Source organism: Desulfolithobacter dissulfuricans, assembly GCF_025998535.1.
Classification (GTDB): domain Bacteria; phylum Desulfobacterota; class Desulfobulbia; order Desulfobulbales; family Desulfobulbaceae; genus Desulfolithobacter; species Desulfolithobacter dissulfuricans.
In genome coordinates this window covers 211,944-228,880 of record NZ_AP024233.1, presented here as the reverse complement: position 1 = coordinate 228,880, position 16,937 = coordinate 211,944, and the positions used below count along the sequence as shown (strand labels likewise).

Annotated in this window: 12 protein-coding genes and 1 pseudogene; all 13 read left to right on the top strand. The window is 61.9% G+C overall.

The window, feature by feature from the left end; genetic code table 11:
* Positions 1 to 216: 216 nt before the first annotated feature.
* Positions 217 to 654 (top strand): HEAT repeat domain-containing protein, encoded by a 438-nt coding sequence (locus GF1_RS00985; RefSeq protein ID WP_267927762.1) that lies wholly within the window; start codon positions 217 to 219, stop codon positions 652 to 654.
* Between the two features lie 85 nt (positions 655 to 739).
* Positions 740 to 2,728 carry a DNA repair helicase YoaA gene (yoaA, locus tag GF1_RS00980; protein WP_267927761.1) on the top strand — a complete coding sequence of 663 codons (1,989 nt, stop codon included), beginning with the start codon at positions 740 to 742 and terminating at the stop codon, positions 2,726 to 2,728.
* A gap of 71 nt (positions 2,729 to 2,799) precedes the next feature.
* Positions 2,800 to 3,813: a polyprenyl synthetase family protein gene (locus GF1_RS00975; protein ID WP_267927760.1), complete on the top strand. Its 1,014-nt coding sequence runs from the start codon at positions 2,800 to 2,802 to the stop codon at positions 3,811 to 3,813.
* Between the two features lie 2 nt (positions 3,814 to 3,815).
* Positions 3,816 to 4,772 carry a divergent polysaccharide deacetylase family protein gene (locus GF1_RS00970; RefSeq protein WP_267927759.1) on the top strand — a complete coding sequence of 319 codons (957 nt, stop codon included), beginning with the start codon at positions 3,816 to 3,818 and terminating at the stop codon, positions 4,770 to 4,772.
* A gap of 42 nt (positions 4,773 to 4,814) precedes the next feature.
* Positions 4,815 to 6,062, top strand: coding sequence for a glycosyltransferase family 4 protein (locus tag GF1_RS00965; RefSeq protein WP_267927758.1), 1,248 nt, complete (start codon positions 4,815 to 4,817; stop codon positions 6,060 to 6,062).
* Positions 6,059 to 6,688, top strand: coding sequence for a histidine phosphatase family protein (locus tag GF1_RS00960; protein ID WP_267927757.1), 630 nt, complete (start codon positions 6,059 to 6,061; stop codon positions 6,686 to 6,688). Before GF1_RS00965 ends, GF1_RS00960 begins: the two co-directional genes overlap by 4 nt.
* Positions 6,685 to 7,860: a glycosyltransferase family protein gene (locus GF1_RS00955; RefSeq protein WP_267927756.1), complete on the top strand. Its 1,176-nt coding sequence runs from the start codon at positions 6,685 to 6,687 to the stop codon at positions 7,858 to 7,860. The genes GF1_RS00960 and GF1_RS00955 overlap by 4 nt, the downstream gene beginning before the upstream one ends.
* On the top strand, positions 7,857 to 8,645 hold the full coding sequence (locus tag GF1_RS00950) for a polysaccharide deacetylase family protein (protein WP_267927755.1): 789 nt from the start codon (positions 7,857 to 7,859) through the stop codon (positions 8,643 to 8,645). The genes GF1_RS00955 and GF1_RS00950 overlap by 4 nt, the downstream gene beginning before the upstream one ends.
* A gap of 89 nt (positions 8,646 to 8,734) precedes the next feature.
* Complete coding sequence (locus GF1_RS00945; RefSeq protein ID WP_267927754.1) at positions 8,735 to 9,385, top strand: ABC transporter permease; 651 nt, start codon at positions 8,735 to 8,737, stop codon at positions 9,383 to 9,385.
* 25 nt (positions 9,386 to 9,410) lie between these two features.
* On the top strand, positions 9,411 to 10,136 hold the full coding sequence (locus GF1_RS00940) for an ABC transporter ATP-binding protein (RefSeq protein ID WP_267927753.1): 726 nt from the start codon (positions 9,411 to 9,413) through the stop codon (positions 10,134 to 10,136).
* Positions 10,133 to 11,800, top strand: coding sequence for a PA domain-containing protein (locus tag GF1_RS00935; protein ID WP_267927752.1), 1,668 nt, complete (start codon positions 10,133 to 10,135; stop codon positions 11,798 to 11,800). The genes GF1_RS00940 and GF1_RS00935 overlap by 4 nt, the downstream gene beginning before the upstream one ends.
* A complete protein-coding gene (locus tag GF1_RS00930) occupies positions 11,770 to 14,922 on the top strand; it encodes an ABC transporter permease (protein ID WP_267927751.1) in 3,153 nt (1,050 codons plus the stop codon). The genes GF1_RS00935 and GF1_RS00930 overlap by 31 nt, the downstream gene beginning before the upstream one ends.
* Positions 14,919 to 16,922, top strand: a pseudogene (locus GF1_RS16335) (DUF6785 family protein). Before GF1_RS00930 ends, GF1_RS16335 begins: the two are co-directional and overlap by 4 nt.
* Positions 16,923 to 16,937 lie beyond the last annotated feature (15 nt).

The following is a 16,937-nucleotide window of genomic DNA, read 5'->3' as shown; positions in this document are numbered from 1 at the left end:
GGAATTTCACCGTATACGCCAGGAAGAGGCCCATTGATTAGAGTGACGCTCTATCAGTGGGTTGATGACGCAGCGTATACGGTGAAAGTACAGCTCCCGGAGGGCGGCTTCATTACGATGGATGATTTAAAATACACCTGGCGCTCTTTCCTTTTTTATCGTGATTCAAGGCAGATAACAAAGAAACAATAATTTTTCCGTCACGGATTCAAGATCATGTCATCACACCCTGCAGCCACCGGTGAAGTCAGCGATGAAACCCTGCTTGAAGTGATCGGTGACTTTCTGGAAATGGGCCATGTGGAAAACATTGTCGCCATGTTCAAGGCCGAACCGCGGTACTACGACTGGACCGGGGACCTGCTCCGGGACGAACGGTTCGCCGTCCGGCTGGGTGTTTCGGTCCTGTTTGAATACCTGGTGGAACAGCGGCCCGACCAGGTGGAGCTGGCCATCGATTCCCTGGTTCGCCAACTGGACAACAACACGCCGACCTGGATCAGGGGCGAAGCGGTCAGCGTTCTGGGAATCATTGGCACGGAAAAAGCCCTTGCCCACGTGCACCCCCTGGTCAACGACCCTGACCCGCAGGTAGCCGAAGTGGCCAGAGACATTGTCGGACAGGAAACAGAGCCGAATCTGCCAGGTTCCTGACCAGGGACCACCGGGACCGAAAAAACTCCCGAGGTCCGACAAGCCTCTGGACCTGGAAGACTGCCCGCTCCTACTTTCACAGACCATGATCGATTCCATAGAAAAGATATTCGGCCCCGACGGTATCCTGGCAACCCACCTCGACGGATTCGAACCCCGGCCAGGCCAGGAGGAAATGGCCCGGGCCGTGGCCGAGGTACTGGATTTTCCGGACGAGTTTGATACCCCACCGGGGGAGCGGGCCGAGTGCCTGGTGGTGGAGGCGGAAACCGGGCTGGGCAAGACCCTGGCCTACCTGGTGCCGGCGGTCCTCTCCGGGCGGCGGGTGGTGGTGTCCACCAATACCCGCAACCTGCAGGATCAGATTCTCAAGCATGAAATCCCTTTTATCCGGCAATATATCGATCCGAGCCTGAAAGCGCTCTGCGTCAAGGGGAGGCAGAACTATCTCTGTCTCTATCGCTGGCACCAGCTCCGCAGCGCGGCCCAGGGCGAACTCTTTACCAACGAGCGGGCGGACAGGATCAACGAGTGGCTGTCCGCAACGATCTTCGCCGACCGGGCCGAACTGGACTGGCTGCCCGGCAACTCGCCCCTGTGGCAGAAGATATGCTGCCAGTCCCATTTCTGCCTCGGCAGCGACTGTCCGGACGGCCCGGCCTGCTTTCTCAACCGGCTCCGCCGGGAAGCCGCCTCTTCACGGATCCTGGTGGTCAACCATCACCTGCTCTTTTCCGACCTGGCTGTCCGCCGTTCCGGATACGGGGAGGTTCTGCCCCGGTACGAGGCGGTGATCTTTGACGAGGCCCACCACGTGGAAAACGTGGCCACCACCTTTTTTGGTCTCTCCTTTTCCCGCTACCAGGTCCTCGACCTGGTGGCAGATGTGGAGCGCAGCGCCCAGAGCGGTCTCGGCGGTCGACATCGGGACCAGATCCTGCAGCAGGCCCGCTCCCTGGACGGTCTGACCCACCAGTTTACCGATGCCTTTCCCCCTGAGCGGGGACGTTTTCCCCTGCAGCAGCTCCTGGAAAACAGGCCCGAACTGCTGAGCCTGCGTGATACCCTGGTGGATGGCCTGCGTCGTCTTGGCAAGGCCCTGGAAAACCTCGGCAGCGGCGACGAGCCCTGGGAACAGTATGGCCAGCGGGCGGCGGATCTTGCCAGCCGGCTGGAACAGATACTGAGTACCGAGCCTGCCGACAGCGAGGAGGATACCCGGTTTGTCCTCTGGTTTGAGCGGACCGAAAAAAACCTCACCCTGTCCGCCACCCCGGTGGACGTGGCCCGGGACCTGCAGTCCACCCTCTTTACCTCGGTCAGCGGCTGCATCTTCACCTCGGCCACCCTGTCCACCGGCAACTCCTTTGGTTATTTCAAAAAACGGTTGGGGCTGCCCGAGGACACCCCATCCCTTTCCTTTCCCTCACCCTTTGATTACCGCAACCGGACCCTGCTCTACATTCCACCAAAAGGCTTCCCCGAGCCCGCCGCCCCTGGATATACCGAGGCCCTCCATGAACAGCTCCGGGAGCTTCTCACCCTTTCCCGGGGACGGGCCCTGGTTCTTTTCACCAGCTACCAGGCCATGGAACAGGCCTGGCACAGCCTGCAAAATACCCTGGAGTATCCCCTGCTGCGTCAGGGAACCGCGCCCCGCCACGAGCTGTTGACCCGGTTTGGCGAGGAACGATCCTCGGTGCTCCTCGGAGTTTCCAGTTTCTGGGAAGGGGTCAATATCCCGGGTGAATCGCTGAGCCTTCTCGTCATCGACAAATTACCGTTTGAAGTCCCCAGCGACCCTGTTATTATGGCCCGGATCAATCGAATAAAAGACAACGGTGGCAACCCTTTTTTCGAATTCCAGGTCCCCCGGGCCATCCTTGGCCTGCGCCAGGGGGTGGGTCGGCTCATGCGCACCGGCAGAGACCGCGGCGTCATGGCCATCCTCGATATCCGGCTCTACACCAAGGGCTATGGCAGGAAATTTCTAAAGAGTCTGCCCCCGGCCCCGATCTGCCGTGATCTCAAGGAGGTGGAGGATTTTTTTGCCGACCGGCAGGATGGAGCATAAAAAGGCTACCTTAAAAAATCAGGACACGATTTCATGAAGCGACATTCCCTGTTTAACACCCCACAATGGTTATGAGCCTTCAACTATCTCCCGCAGACATCACCAGGCTCAAAGATGCCGCAGGCCGGGAAAACTCTCTGGTGGAAGAGACCATGCGCCACGACCTGGCCCAGTGCCTGGCCGGCAACGATCCCCTGCTCATCGAAGTGCTCGAATACGCCCTCTTTGGCGGTGGCAAACGGATCCGTCCCCTGCTGGCCATTCTTTCAGCCCGGATCTGCGGCTGCGACGACGATGCCATTTACCGCCTTGCCGCAGCCTTTGAATACCTGCATGTGGCGACCCTGATCCATGACGACGTCATCGACCATGCCGCCACCCGGCGGGGTCGGGAGGCTGTGGGGGCGAAATATGGCATGGCAGCCGCCATCCTGGCCGGTGACTGGCTTCATGCCCGTTCCATGTACCTCATCGGGCACCTGGCCGGGCCCGAGGGTCTGGAAGTGTTCTGCAGCGCCACCACCGCCATGGTGGACGGCGAGTTCCTCCAGCTGCGTCACGTGGCCAACCCCTCGGTAAGCAGCCAGCAGTACTTTGATGTCATCGAGCGGAAAACCGGTCGTCTGATCAGTTCTACCTGTGAAATCGGCGCTATTTTCGCAGGTGCCACCCCCGGGCAGCGGGAGGCCCTGCGCACCTACGGGGCCCGGATCGGCGCCGCCTTCCAGGTGATCGACGACCTGCTCGACTACCTGGGCGACCAGGAGGCCACGGGCAAGAAAACAGGCAATGATTTCATCGAGGGCAAACTCACCCTGCCCCTTATCCATACCCTGGGAGCTGCCTCGGCGACAGACCGCTCCACCATTTCCGACTGCATCCTGGGCGACCGGGACGATGCCGCCGCCTACGCCACGATCTGTTCGATGATGGAACAGTACGACGGCTATGCCACGGCCAGGAAGACCGCCGAGGAGTTGGTGGCCGGGGGAATTGGCGCCCTGGATATTTTCCGGGACGGGTGTCAGGAAATCTACGGGCTGCTGCGCACCCTGGCCCTGTACATCCTGTCGCGGAACAGCTGATCATGACCGGCCTGCAAAATTTTTTATTTTTCTTTTTCTCCAGGGGCGGTCTGTGCTCTCTTCTTATCGGCCTGGTCCTGGGACTTGGTCTGGCTGGATGTCGTGACAGGCAGGAACCGGAACGTGCTGACAGGCCTGGCAGGATAACGGCCGAAACCGTCCAGGCCAGGGCAACCGCTCCCACGCCAGCCCCCCCTCCCTTTGAAGAGCCCGACCTGCCTGAACCCGAGGTCGCGTCCGGGGCCGGTGAGGAGACTGAATCCGGTTGTTGCGGCGGGACCGGGCCGGTGGAGATCGTGCCGAGGATCGCCATCATCATCGACGACATGGGGTACCATGAGAAGCTTGGCAACCGGCTGATCGGGCTGGACATGAACCTCACCTTCTCCTTTCTGCCCCACGCGCCCTTCACCCTGCACCAGGAAGAACTGGCCTACCTGGCCGGGCGCGACATCCTGGTCCATCTGCCCATGGAGGCCAGGAATCCGGCCTGGGACCCGGGGCCAGGCACCCTCCATGTCACGGATCCGCCGGAGATACTACGATCGATCACCCGGGACAACCTGCTGGCCGTTCCCCACGCCATCGGCGCCAACAACCACATGGGGTCAAAGTTCACCGAAGATCCCGCAGCCATGCGCCAGGTTTTGTCGGTCCTGGCCAGACACGGGTTCTTTTTCATCGACTCCTACACCACCCCAAAGAGCACCGGCATGAAGGAAGCAAAGAAGCTGGGCCTGCCCACCGGTCGACGGCATGTGTTCCTGGATAACGTCCACAATCAGAAAGACGTCTGCCGGCAACTGGAACGGCTGGTGGAAAAGGCAAGAGCAGACGGCTGGGCCATCGGCATCGGTCATCCCAACCAGGCCACCCTGCAGGCACTGACCAGCTGCCGGGACCGGTTGCTAAGAAACGCCCGCATTGTCGGGGTCCAGGAACTGCTCCAGGGAGGCTGAAAGACAGGTGCCACATCAACCCAATCTGCAGGAACCACATCCATGACCGGACCGACACTGGGAATGATCCTCAAGGGCTATCCACGGATCTCCGAGTCCTTTATCTCCAATGAAATCCTGCTGCTCGAAGAGCTTGGCTTCCGCATCCGCATCTTTTCCATGCGTCATCCCCGGGAGCCCTTCTGCCACGACAGTGTCCGGCGGATCCGGGCCGGGGTCGACTACCTGCCAACAGAGCTGTTCACCGATTTTCCGCGCCTGGTGCTGCCCACAGCCATGCTGGCTGTTCGTGAGCCGCACCGTTTCCTGGCCGCCCTGGGCAAGGCCGGCGAACGTTTTGCCCGGACCCGCAGCCTGGGGACCGTCAAACACCTGCTCCAGGCCGGCTACCTGAGCGGCCACCTGCTCAGGCGTCATCCGGATGTGGTCCATCTCCACGCCCATTTCGCCCATTCCCCCAGCTCGGTGGCCCTGTTCTCCTCCATGCAAAGCGGCCTGAACTTCAGCTTCACCGCCCATGCCAAGGACATCTATACCTCCAACCGGGCGCAGTTACGGGAAAAGATCAGTCTGGCCTCCTTTGTGGTCACCTGCACCAACTACAACAAAAAATATCTTCAGGAGCTGGCCGGAGGCGTCGACACCCCGATCCACTGCGTGTACCACGGAATTGACCTGCAGCTCTTTTCCGGCGGGGTGACCAGAAATGAGCCCCGGGAACCCTACCGGCTGCTTACCGTCGCCCGGTTGACCGAAAAAAAGGGGATCCCCACCATCCTCCGGGCCCTGGCCCTGCTTCGGGACCGGGGTGTCGATTTTCGCTACACCCTGATCGGCAGCGGCGACGACCGGGATCAGATCCTTGGCCTGATCTTTGACCTGGGCCTCCAGGACCGGTGCCGCTGGCTCGGTACCCTGCCCCACGAACAGGTCATCGAGGAGTTCCGCCGGGCCGACCTCTTTGTCCTTGGCTGCCAGATCGCTGAAAACGGCGACCGGGACGGCATTCCCAATGTCCTGGTGGAGACCCAGGCCATGGAACTGCCTGCGGTGGCGACCACGGTCTCCGCCCTGTCCGAGATCGTTCGCCATGGGGAGACCGGCCTGCTGGTGGAGCCGGAAAATCCCGAGGCCATGGCCAAGGCCATCCTGCGGCTGCTGACCGACCACAACTTGCGCCGTAGGTCTTCGCGCTCGGGCCGGAAGCTGGTGGAAACCAGCTTTGACAACCGGCGGCTGGCCGAAAAACTTGCCCGGATATACCGCCACCACATCCCGGCGCTGGCATGAACAACACACCTCCCACCACCCTTGGCCTGATCCGCCACGCCCGGACGCTCTGGAACGAAGAGCGCCGTATCCAGGGGCGTCTGAACTCCAGACTGAGCACTGTTGGTCGGCAGATGGCCCGGATGTGGGGACGACAGCTGGCCGACTGCCCGTGGGACAGGATACTGGCCTCTGATCTGGGCCGGGCGCGGGAAACAGTGGAACTGGTGAACACTACTCTGGACCTGGAGGTCGATTTTGACGGGCGACTCAGGGAACAGGACTGGGGCCGCTGGAGCGGGCTCACTTTTCCGGAACTCTCCAACCGATTCAGGGACCGGGTCCAGGCCGAGGGAAAAAAGGGCTGGGACTTCCGGCCGCCGGGAGGGGAATCCCGGCGGGAGGTACTTGCCCGGACCATGGCCGCCCTGGAAGAAGCCGGAGGCCGCTGGCCGGGCCAGAGGATCCTGGTTGTCTGCCACGAGGGCAACATCAAGTGTGTGCTCTATCACCTGCTTGCAAGAAAATTTCTCCCGGACGAGCCCAGGCTGCTGCGCGGCTATGGTCTGCATATGCTGGAATACCGGCGGGATAAACTGGTGCTCCGCCAGGCCAATGCCCTTTTCCTGGATACCCCGACGCCATGAAACTGCTTGTCTACTGCCAGCATGTCCTGGGGATCGGCCATCTCTGCCGGACCCTGGAAATACTTAAACGGCTGAGCAGCCATGAGGTTATCCTGGTCCTGGGCGGTCCCCCGGCGGCAGTGGAGATTCCAGCCCACGTACGGCCGATCCTGCTGCCCGGCCTGAAGATGGATCCCGGCTTTTCCGGCCTCCAGCCCGTGGACCCGCAGGCCGACCTTGCCCAGGTCAAGGAGGAAAGGGTCCGGTTGCTTCTCGAACTGTTCATTGCCGAGAAACCCGATATCCTCCTGGTCGAGCTTTATCCCTTTGGCCGCAAGGGCTTTCGCTTTGAGCTCGAACCCCTCCTTGCCCTGGCAAACCGGTCCGGCTGCTTCACGGCCTCCAGCGTCCGCGATATCCTGGTGGAAAAAGACCAGGCGGAAAAGTTCGAAACCAGGGTGATTGAACAGCTGAACCGCTACTTTGATCTCCTCCTGATCCATGGCGATGAACAGGTAATCCGGCTCGACGAGACCTTTTCCAGGATGGGGGATATCCGGATCCCGGTCCGCTATACCGGCTATATCTGCCATCCGCCGGAAGCGGACGACCGGACAAGGTTGCGACGGAGGCTGGGGCTGTCTGCCGACGAGTTGCTGATCGTGGCCAGTGCCGGCGGCGGCAGTGTCGGCGCCGCCCTGCTCCAGGCCGCAACTCTGGCCCACGGCTCCCTGGATTTTCCGGCCCGGATGCAGCTCTTCACCGGCCCCTACATGGCAGAGGCGCAGGTGACCAGGCTGCGGAAGGAGGCCTCTCTCGTGGCCAGGCCCGAGACACCCTTTGGCAAGGACAGGCTCCGGTTGTCCCGCTTTACCGATATCTTCCCCGCCTGGCTGGCCGCGGCCGATCTCTCCATCTCCATGGGCGGGTACAACACCACCATGAACGTGGTGGCCGCCACCATCCCGGCCCTGATCCACCCCTTTGGCCAGAACCGGGAACAGCGGCTCCGGGCCGAGCGGCTCCTCCCCCTGACCTGCCTGGAAATCGTTGACCGACATGACCTGGAACCAGGACGGCTGGCGAACAGGATGGACCACATGCTCCGGCGGCAACGTATCCGACCGGATATCCGCCTTGACGGTGCCAGAGAAGCAGCGCAGGCACTTATCAGCAAAGGAGCATGCCGATGACCACCGGTTCTCTCTGGACCCGCCCCCTGCCTCCGGATCTGCCCACCAGGTTGCAGGCCATACTCAACGGGCCGTGGACAACCGGCCGGGATCTGGTTGTCTCCTTTCGAGCCGATGATATCGGCCGGATGGACCCGGAATTCATCACCATGATGGAACTGTTCCAGCTTTTCCAGACCCCTCTCAACCTGGCCGTAGTCCCGCGCTGGATCGACCGGGAAAGCTGGGAGACAATGGACCGGTTCCATGTGGCCAGCCCACTGTGGTGCTGGCACCAGCATGGGTTGTCCCACAGCAATCACCAGGGCCCGGAGAGCAAAAAAGCCGAGTTCGGCGAAGATCGGGCCCCTGAAGATATCCACCGGGACCTGCGGGCCGGGCGCGACCATCTCCGGAACCTGCTGGGCGACCTCTTCTGCCCGGTCTTCACCCCGCCCTGGAACCGCTGTTCCCAGGCCACCCTGGAATCCCTGGTCTCCCTTGGTTTCCAGGCTGTTTCACGCTTCCGAAATGCCAGGCCGCTCCCGCCGGCCGGACTGCCGGACCTGGCCATGAACGTGGATCTGCATACCAGGAAGGAAAACCAGCCGGAACAGGGCATGGACAACCTGCTCCATGAGCTGGAACAGGCGGTGCAGACCGGTGTCGCCGGGATCATGCTCCATCACCAGCTCATGAACGGGTCAGCCTTTACATTTCTGGAGATACTGCTGGAGACCCTCGCCCGGGCACCGCGGATCCGGGTTCTGACCTTTCACGATCTGATCCGGGAAGATCTTCTTTGATTGTTTGCCGCCCAGAGTTTTTCTGATATAGTGGACGGAGAATCATTCTTCTTTTGTTTTGTACAGGTTGAGATTTTTCGGAAAATGCCATGGAACGCCTTGTCGCCCTGCCCTTTGCGAAATCGGTGGAGATCGCCTACAAATCCATCCGGGTTCGCCTGTTCCGCTCCCTGATCACCACTACCTCGCTGGTGCTGGCAGTGGCGTTTCTGGCCCATGTCCAGGCAAGTACCGATATCGCCACCAGCCTGCTGCATTCCGGCACCCGGGAGGCCCTGCGCGCCCTGGAGCATGCCGGCTACGACGTAACCCCTGCCATGGGTGGTATCGGCGAAACCGCCAAACAGCGCTGGATTGTCATCCTCTCCCTGCTGGTCTGCGTGGTCGGCATCGTCAATGCCCAGCTCATGGCCGTGACCGAGCGGTTCCGGGAAATAGGCACCATGAAATGCCTGGGAGCCCTGGACCGGTTCATCCTGCGGCTCTTTCTCCTCGAAGCCGCCATGCAGGGACTGGCCGGAGCCGCCATCGGCGCCCTGCTGGGTGGTGCCACCGCCATCCTCGCCTCGGCCATCTCCATGGGCTCACTCATCTTTCCTGTCCTGCCCCTGGCCGAACTGGCGCGGACTGGGCTGACCGCCACCGGGGTAGGCTGTCTGCTCAGCCTGCTCGGTGTTATCTATCCCGCCATCACCGCGGCCCGCATGGAACCGGTGGAGGCCATGCGGGTGGAACAATAACCCATACTCCTTAAAATAGTCTCCCATGGCCTCACACATCATTGTCCGGACAAGCGACGTGGTCAAAACCTTCCAGCTTGGCAAACATACCCTGGAGGTGCTCAAGGGCATCAACCTGACCATCGAGGCAGGCCGCTACATCTCCATCATGGGCCCCTCGGGTTCAGGTAAGTCCACCTTGTTCAACATGATCGGCGGCCTGGACAAACCCACTTCGGGCAAGGTGTTCATCGACGAGGTGGACATCGCCCAGCTTGACGCCTACGAACTGGCCTGGCTGCGCTGCCGCAAGATCGGCTACATCTTCCAGACCTTCAACCTGATCCCGGTGATGACCGCACTGGAAAACGTCACCCTGCCGATGATCTTTGCCGGCACGACCAACGATGAAGCCGTGGAGCGGGGCATGAACCTGCTGGAGCTGGTGGGACTCCGGGATCGGTGCGACCACAAGCCCTTCGAGCTTTCCGGCGGCCAGCAGCAGCGGGTGGCCGTGGCCCGGGCCCTGGCCAACAATCCAGCCATCATCCTGGCCGACGAACCCACCGGCAATCTGGACCTGACCACCGGGGAAGAGATCATCAGGCTGCTCAAGGAGATGAGCAGTGAACGCGGGGTGACCGTCATCTCCGCCACCCACGACTTCAAAATGCTCTCGGTCTCGGACCAGGTCATCTGGATTCGTGACGGCCGGATCGACAAGATCGAAGAGCGCGACGAGCTCAACATCTCGGTGGGCACCATCCAGTGAACTCCCCGGCAGCATCAATCTGCTCCAGGCCCCGGCCACCGGTGCTGCTTGTGGCCATGCTCCTGGTCCTGCTGTCTGGTCTGCCGACACTGGCTCTCGCCACATCCTCCTCCCTGGAAGATACCGTCCACTTCCTGGCAGGCCTTGAAGACCGCTCCACCGGCACTCCGGGCAACCGGCGGGCGGCCGCCTATGTCCGCAACCGGCTGAAGAGCGCCGGGCCTGAGAAGCTCTTTTCCCTACCCTTCACCGTCCCGGTCCTGCAAGCCAGCTACGCCGCCCTCTATGTCGGCGGTGCCACCTTTGAACTCAAACCCTTTATTTACAACCAGATCACCCCGGAAAAATTGCCGCCAGAGGGGATCACGGGTCCGCTGATCTACGTGGGCCGAGGGGAAACCAGTGACTTCAACGGCCATGAAATCAAGGGCAGTATCATCCTGATGGATTTTGATTCGGGCCGCAACTGGGAGATTGCTGCTGCCCTGGGTGCCCGGGCCCTGATCTTTGTCAACCGGAACACCCCTGTCCGCAGCCGGTTCAAGGAGAAAGAGGAACTCTCCCCCATCGACTTTCCCTGCTTCTGGGTGGAAGCCGCGTCCCTGGAGGACCTGCCTGCCAGGCTGGAGCGAGGAGAGAAGATTTCAGCCCGTCTCCGCGGTGGCCTGAACTGGGAGGCGGCGGTGAGCGAAAATATCGGCGCCCTGTTTCCCGGCACAGATCCTGAGCTTGGCCAGGAGCTGATCATCGTCGAGGCGGCCTACGACGCTTCGGTCTTTCTGCCCGGCGCCGCCCCGGGCGCGGACGAGGCCCTTTCCATCAGCACGCTGCTGGAACTGGCCGATATCCTGGGCGCAAATCCGCCGAAACGTTCCTTTCTCCTCCTGGCCACCGGAGCACGGGCCCAGGCCCAGGCAGGCATGCGGGAGGCGATCTGGTGCCTGACCACGTCGGAGAAAACACTGCGGAAAATGGTCAGAGGCCTCAAAAAAGAACGCCAGCAGGTCCTGGCCTGGCTCGAGGTCATTGACCAGTACCGCAACAGGTCTCTGCAACCGGACAGGGGTTCTCTGTTCCAGGAGGCCATCAAGGAGCCGCTCAAAAAACAGATCGACGCCCTGACCACCCGCCTGATGCAGCTGAGGCTTGAAACCAGAGAAGGGCGGGAAGCGCAGATCCGGGAGCTTGCCAGCCACCGGTTGCAACTGCGCCGGTTGAGCTGGCGGACCAGCTTTACAGATATGCACCCGGAAGAGGAAAAAATCCTCCAGGAGATCACAACCCTGGCAGTGGCAGAACACAGGCAGGTACTGGCAGAGATCCAGGCCGAACAGGACATGCTCCAGCACCTGGCAACCTTGCGGTCCCAGCTTGACCGGACCACCATACAGGCCGTGGTCTCCCTCCACCTGTCCAGCCAGGGATCCGGCCTGGGGGCCTTCCATGGGGGCTTTCTCTATCCCCTGCGGCCCATGATCAACCGGACCTCGAGCTACCGCAACCTCAACGCGGCCCTGGAACAGGGTGCAGCCCGGGCCGCCAGTGACGCTCCGTCCTTTATCTCCTTCCTGCGGCCCAACCGGCTCCAGCCCTGGCAGGACCTGCTGCCGGACCGGCCGCAACTCGGGGCGAGGTGGCCAGCCTGGCCGGCCTGGTGGGCCTGACCCTGGCCACCACCGGCGATATCCGCCCCTGGTGGGGAACCCCGTTCGATACACCCGGACGGATCGACTGGGGCTTTGCCCGCCGCCAGTTCCAGCTGGTCCGCCAGCTCCTCGATAGCCTGGACCGGGCGGCCACCCTGAACCATACCAGGATCCGCAACGGCTTTGCCACCATCAGCGGCCGGACCTCGCTGCTGCTCCAGGGCGAACTATTTCCCGACAGCCCGGCGCCGGGCACGGTCATTCTGGCGTACCAGGGTCCGGCCCGCTACCACGTCATCACCGACCGGCGGGGCCGTTTCCTGCTCAAGGGGGTGGCGGATAAAAAACATGTGCTGGACAAGGTCATTCTCGAGGGATACCGCTTCTCCGAGCGCGACGGCAACGCCCTGTGGGCCATTGACAAGAAACTGACCGGAAAAGCCGCCTACCGGATCAAGATGCGGCGCCGGGCCATGAAAACCGATCTGGTCATGTTTCCCTGCCGCCAGACCACCATTTTCAACCTGCTGGAACCACGCAGTTTTCGCTACCTGACAAAAATGCAGCTCATCGACGGCCGCCGGGAGGCCCCACCCCTGCGCTCCTGGTATTCCCGCCTCGACACCCGTGCCTCCACCATCGGCTCCATCTTTCTCGAACCGCGCACGCCACTCAAGCTGACCCTGTCGGACACCGTCCTGGCCAGGAAGATGATCCTCACCAATGGTAGCCTCGAGCAGCCACTGGGCCGGGGTTACCTGATCGATGCCAATCCCAGGCTTCCCCATACCGACTTTCTGGCCGCTCGGGACATGTGGACCCTGCTGGGACCGCGGATCGAAAACCTGGAAGAACACGGAATCCACAACCAGCGCATTAAAACCCTGCGCCGGGAAGGGGAACAGACCCTGGAACGGGCCGCCCGCGCCCTGACCGCCAAACGCTACGATATCTTCCGGGAACAGGCCTCCCGCTCCTGGGCCCTGGCCAGCCAGGTCTACCTCCACGTGGAACAGACCCAGAAGGATGTTCTCTTCGGGGTTCTCTTCTACATCGCCCTCTTTGTCCCATTTGCCTTCTGCATGGAGCGCCTCCTGTTCGGCTTTGTCTCCATCTACAAGCGCATTGTCGCCTTTTCCGGCCTGCTGCTCCTGCTCATCGGCGTGATCTCCCAGGTCCACCCGGCCTTCAAGCTGGCCTACAGCCCCACGGTGGTCATCCTGGCCTTTTTCATCATCGGTCTTTCCCTGCTGGTCACGGTGATCATCGTTGCGCGTTTCGAGCAGGAGATGCAGGTCCTGCAGCGGCGGGCCTCCCACCGACGGCCCTCGGAGATATCCGCCTGGAAGGCCTTTGTGGCCGCCTTTTTCCTCGGGGTCTCCAACCTGCGCCGCCGGCGGCTGCGCACCGGTCTTACCTGCCTGACCCTGGTCATCCTCACCTTCACCATCATGAGTTTCACCACCGTTAAGTCGGTGCGGACCCAGAACCGGCTCCAGTTCACCGACCAGGCCCCCTATCAAGGCATGCTGCTCAAGGATATCGGCTGGAACGATCTGCCCCGGGAAGCCCTTTTCGCCTTCAGTCTGCTCTTTGATACCACGGCGGTAATCTCGCCGCGGATCTGGTTCCAGGGCGACGAGCCCGATCGGCCGCCGACCATCCAGATCCGGTCCGGTCCGACCACCGGTATCTTCCACGGCCTGATCGGCCTTGGCGCTACCGAACCGGCGGTGACCGGCCTCGATGATATCCTGGTGGCTGGCCGCTGGTTCCGGAGCGGGGAACGAAACAGTGTCCTGATCCCGACGCGCCTGGCCAGGCGGATCGGCTTTGATCCCCGGAGATCGGCCGATCAGCGGACCCTGAACCTGTGGGGTCTTGAGCTGCAGATCATCGGGGTATTTTCCGAGCAGCTCCTTGGCCAGCGTCCGGACCTGGACGGAGAAACCCTCACCCCGGTGGTCTTCCCGTCCGAGAATGGTATGGAAATGAGCGAGGTGGAAAAGGAAGCCCTGGAATCCGGCGAGGACGTGCGCAGCTTCCAGGGCCGCTACCGCCACCTGGAGCCGGACCAGATCCTGATTCTGCCCGCCGACACCCTGCTGGCGCTTGGCGGCCGCCTCAAGGGGGTGGCCATCAAACCACCGCCCGGCGATCCGTCAGCCCAGGCCGCCCGGCTCAACGAACGGTTCGGCCTGGCCCTGTTCAGCGGCGAAAAAAACGGTGTCTTTCTCTACAACGGGGCCGAAACCATCTCCTATTCCGGTATACCGGGCATCATAATCCCGCTGTTGATCTCGGTACTCATTGTCCTCAACACCATGATCAGCTCGGTCCATGAACGCAAGCGGGAAATCGCAGTCTACACCTCGGTGGGCCTGGCCCCGACCCATGTCTCCTTTCTCTTTGTGGCCGAGGCCCTGGCCTTCGGGGTCATCTCGGTGGTGCTCGGCTACCTCCTGGCCCAGACCAGTGCGGTCCTGCTGGCCGACACCCAGCTCTGGCAGGGGATCACTGTCAACTATTCCTCCACCGCCGGGGTGGCGGCCCTGGTCCTGGTCATGGGCGTAGTGCTGCTGTCGGTGATCTATCCCTCCCGCATGGCCGCGGCCATCGCCATCCCCGATGTCAACCGCTCCTGGTCCATGCCCAAGGCCAGAGAAGACACCATCGAGGTAACCCTGCCCTTTCTCATGCGGTACCACGAGCACGCCTCCATCTGCGGCTTTCTTTACAGCTACCTCCTTGGCCACCAGGATGTCTCCCACGGCCTCTTCAGCACCGGCGAGGTGGAGCTGCTGGCCGACCACTCCGGCCTGGCCAGAGTCCTGGACCATGGAGACGGCTGTGTCCACCTGAGGGCCAAAGTATGGCTTGCGCCCTTTGACTTCGGTATTGTACAGAGGGTGGAGATCCATTTCTGTCCGGCTCGGGAAGGCAAGGAATTCCTCGAGATCAGGGTGAGGCTGACCCGGCTGGCCGGGGAGTTCGCCCTCTGGTACCGGGCCAACAAACAGTTTCTCAACGGGCTGCGTAAACAGCTGCTGGCCTGGCGGTCCCTGGATGACGAGGGGCACCGGGAGTATGCGGCCCTGTTTCTCCAGGCGGCAGGAAATACCAGGGAGCGAGAATCATGAACCCGGCAGGCAGTCCCTCTCAATCCGCCGCTCTGCACCCGATGATCCGGGCCCGGGCCGTGCTCATCGGGTTGCTGCTCTCCGGGGTGATCTGCGCCCTGACCCCGCTCAACAATATCTACCACCAGGCTACCCCCTGGGAGGCGGCCATTTCCCGCTGGCCCCCTTCTACATCCTGTTCATCTCCACCCTGCTGGCCGCCTTTCTCCACCGGATCCTGCCCCGTGGCCGCTGGATCACCGGCCAGGAACTGCTGGTGATCTGGATCCAGATGGTCCTGGCCTCGGGTATCGCCTATACCGGACTGACCCGGACCTTTTTTATCAATCTCACCGCCCCGTTCCAGTTCGCCACCGCCGAGAACAACTGGCAGCAGCTTCTCCACCCCCTGCTGCCCGGCTGGCTCTATCCTGATCCCGCCACCGTCGAACTCCTCTACAACGGCCTGGAGGGAGGCCGCGACATGGGCTGGCTGGACGTCATCCGCCATATTCCCTGGCAGGACTGGCAGCGCCCGCTGCTGGCCTGGTCCGTATTCATCCTGCTCTGCTACACGGTGATGATCGCCGTCATCAACCTGTTTTCCCGCCAGTGGATCCACAACGAACGCATGACCTTCCCCTGCTGCGGGTACCCCGGCTCATGGAAGAGAGCCTGGACCAGGACAACCTGGGCGGATTTCTACTTCATCCCTACCTCCTCTGGGGACTGTCCATCCCCATCTGTCTGCACCTGCTGGGCGGCCTCCACTACTACTACCCCTCCGTGCCCCAGCTGCCCACCCTGCTGCTGGCCGGCCCCTATTTTCCCAAGCACGGTCTGCTGGCCGGATTCCACAAGCTCAAGATCTACATCTATCCGGCCTTCATCGGCTTTGCCTTTCTCACCGCCCGGCAGATCTCGCTCTCCTTCTGGCTGTTCTTCCTCCTTGGCGCTCTGCTCGTCGGCCTGCTCTCGGTCCTGGGATATAACATTCCGGCCGCCTCCCTGGGGGTCACCTTCGGTCCCACCCTGGCCCGACCCGAGGAGACCCAGATGATCGGCGCCTACGGGGTGTTCTTTCTCTTCCTGCTCTGGCTCTCCAGATACCACCTGCGCGATGTCCTGCGTCAGGCTTTCCGGCCCGGCCCGGTGGTGGTGGAAACCGAATGGTTTTCGGTCCGACTCGCCTTCTGGATCGGGGTAGCCGCCATGGCGGGAATCGTCCTGTGGGCGGTTTTCTTCGGCATGCGGCTCCAGACCGCCACCCTGCTGGTAGCAGTCTTTTTCATGATCACTCTGGTGGCCTCGCGGATCATCTGCCAGGGCGGCCTGGCCTATTTCACCCTGACTGCGGCCCCATGGACGGCCTGCTCATCCTTTTCGGCCCCGGCCTGTTTGGCCAGGTGGGCCTGCTGGTGGCCGCCGTGGCCCAGAAGATGCTGTTCGTTGACCTGCGCGAATCGCTCATGCCCTCTCTGCTCCATGCCCGCCAGGTGCATCACACCATGCGCAACCGGCGGCTGCTGCTGGCCGGTATCGGCGCCACCCTGCTGGTGGCGGTGACAGTGTCTTTTGTGGCCATGATGGCGCTCTGTTACCGCTACGGGATCCGGGAACTGCAACTGGACTGGGCCATCCGCACTACCACCGGGGTGTATGAAAACGTGGTCCGGCTCAACGAATCCGGCCAGGGCCCGAGTCACTGGGTCAAGGTGTTCTCCCTGGCCGGAGCCCTGGTCATGCTGGTCCTGGTGGCCTGTTACCACCGGTTCTACTGGTGGCCCATCCACCCCATCGGCTACTTGACCGCCTACTCGTCGAGCATGCGGATTCTTTGGTTTTCGTTCTTCATCGGCTGGCTGTGCAACGCCATCTGCATGCGCTACGGCGGGGTATTGCTCTTTCGCAGATTGCGGCTCTTTTTCATCGGTCTTATCATCGGTGACATGCTCATGGGTGGCAGCTGGGCAATCATCGGCCTGTTCACCGATGGCGGCTATCAGGTTCTGCCCGATTAAGGAAAATTCTTCGTT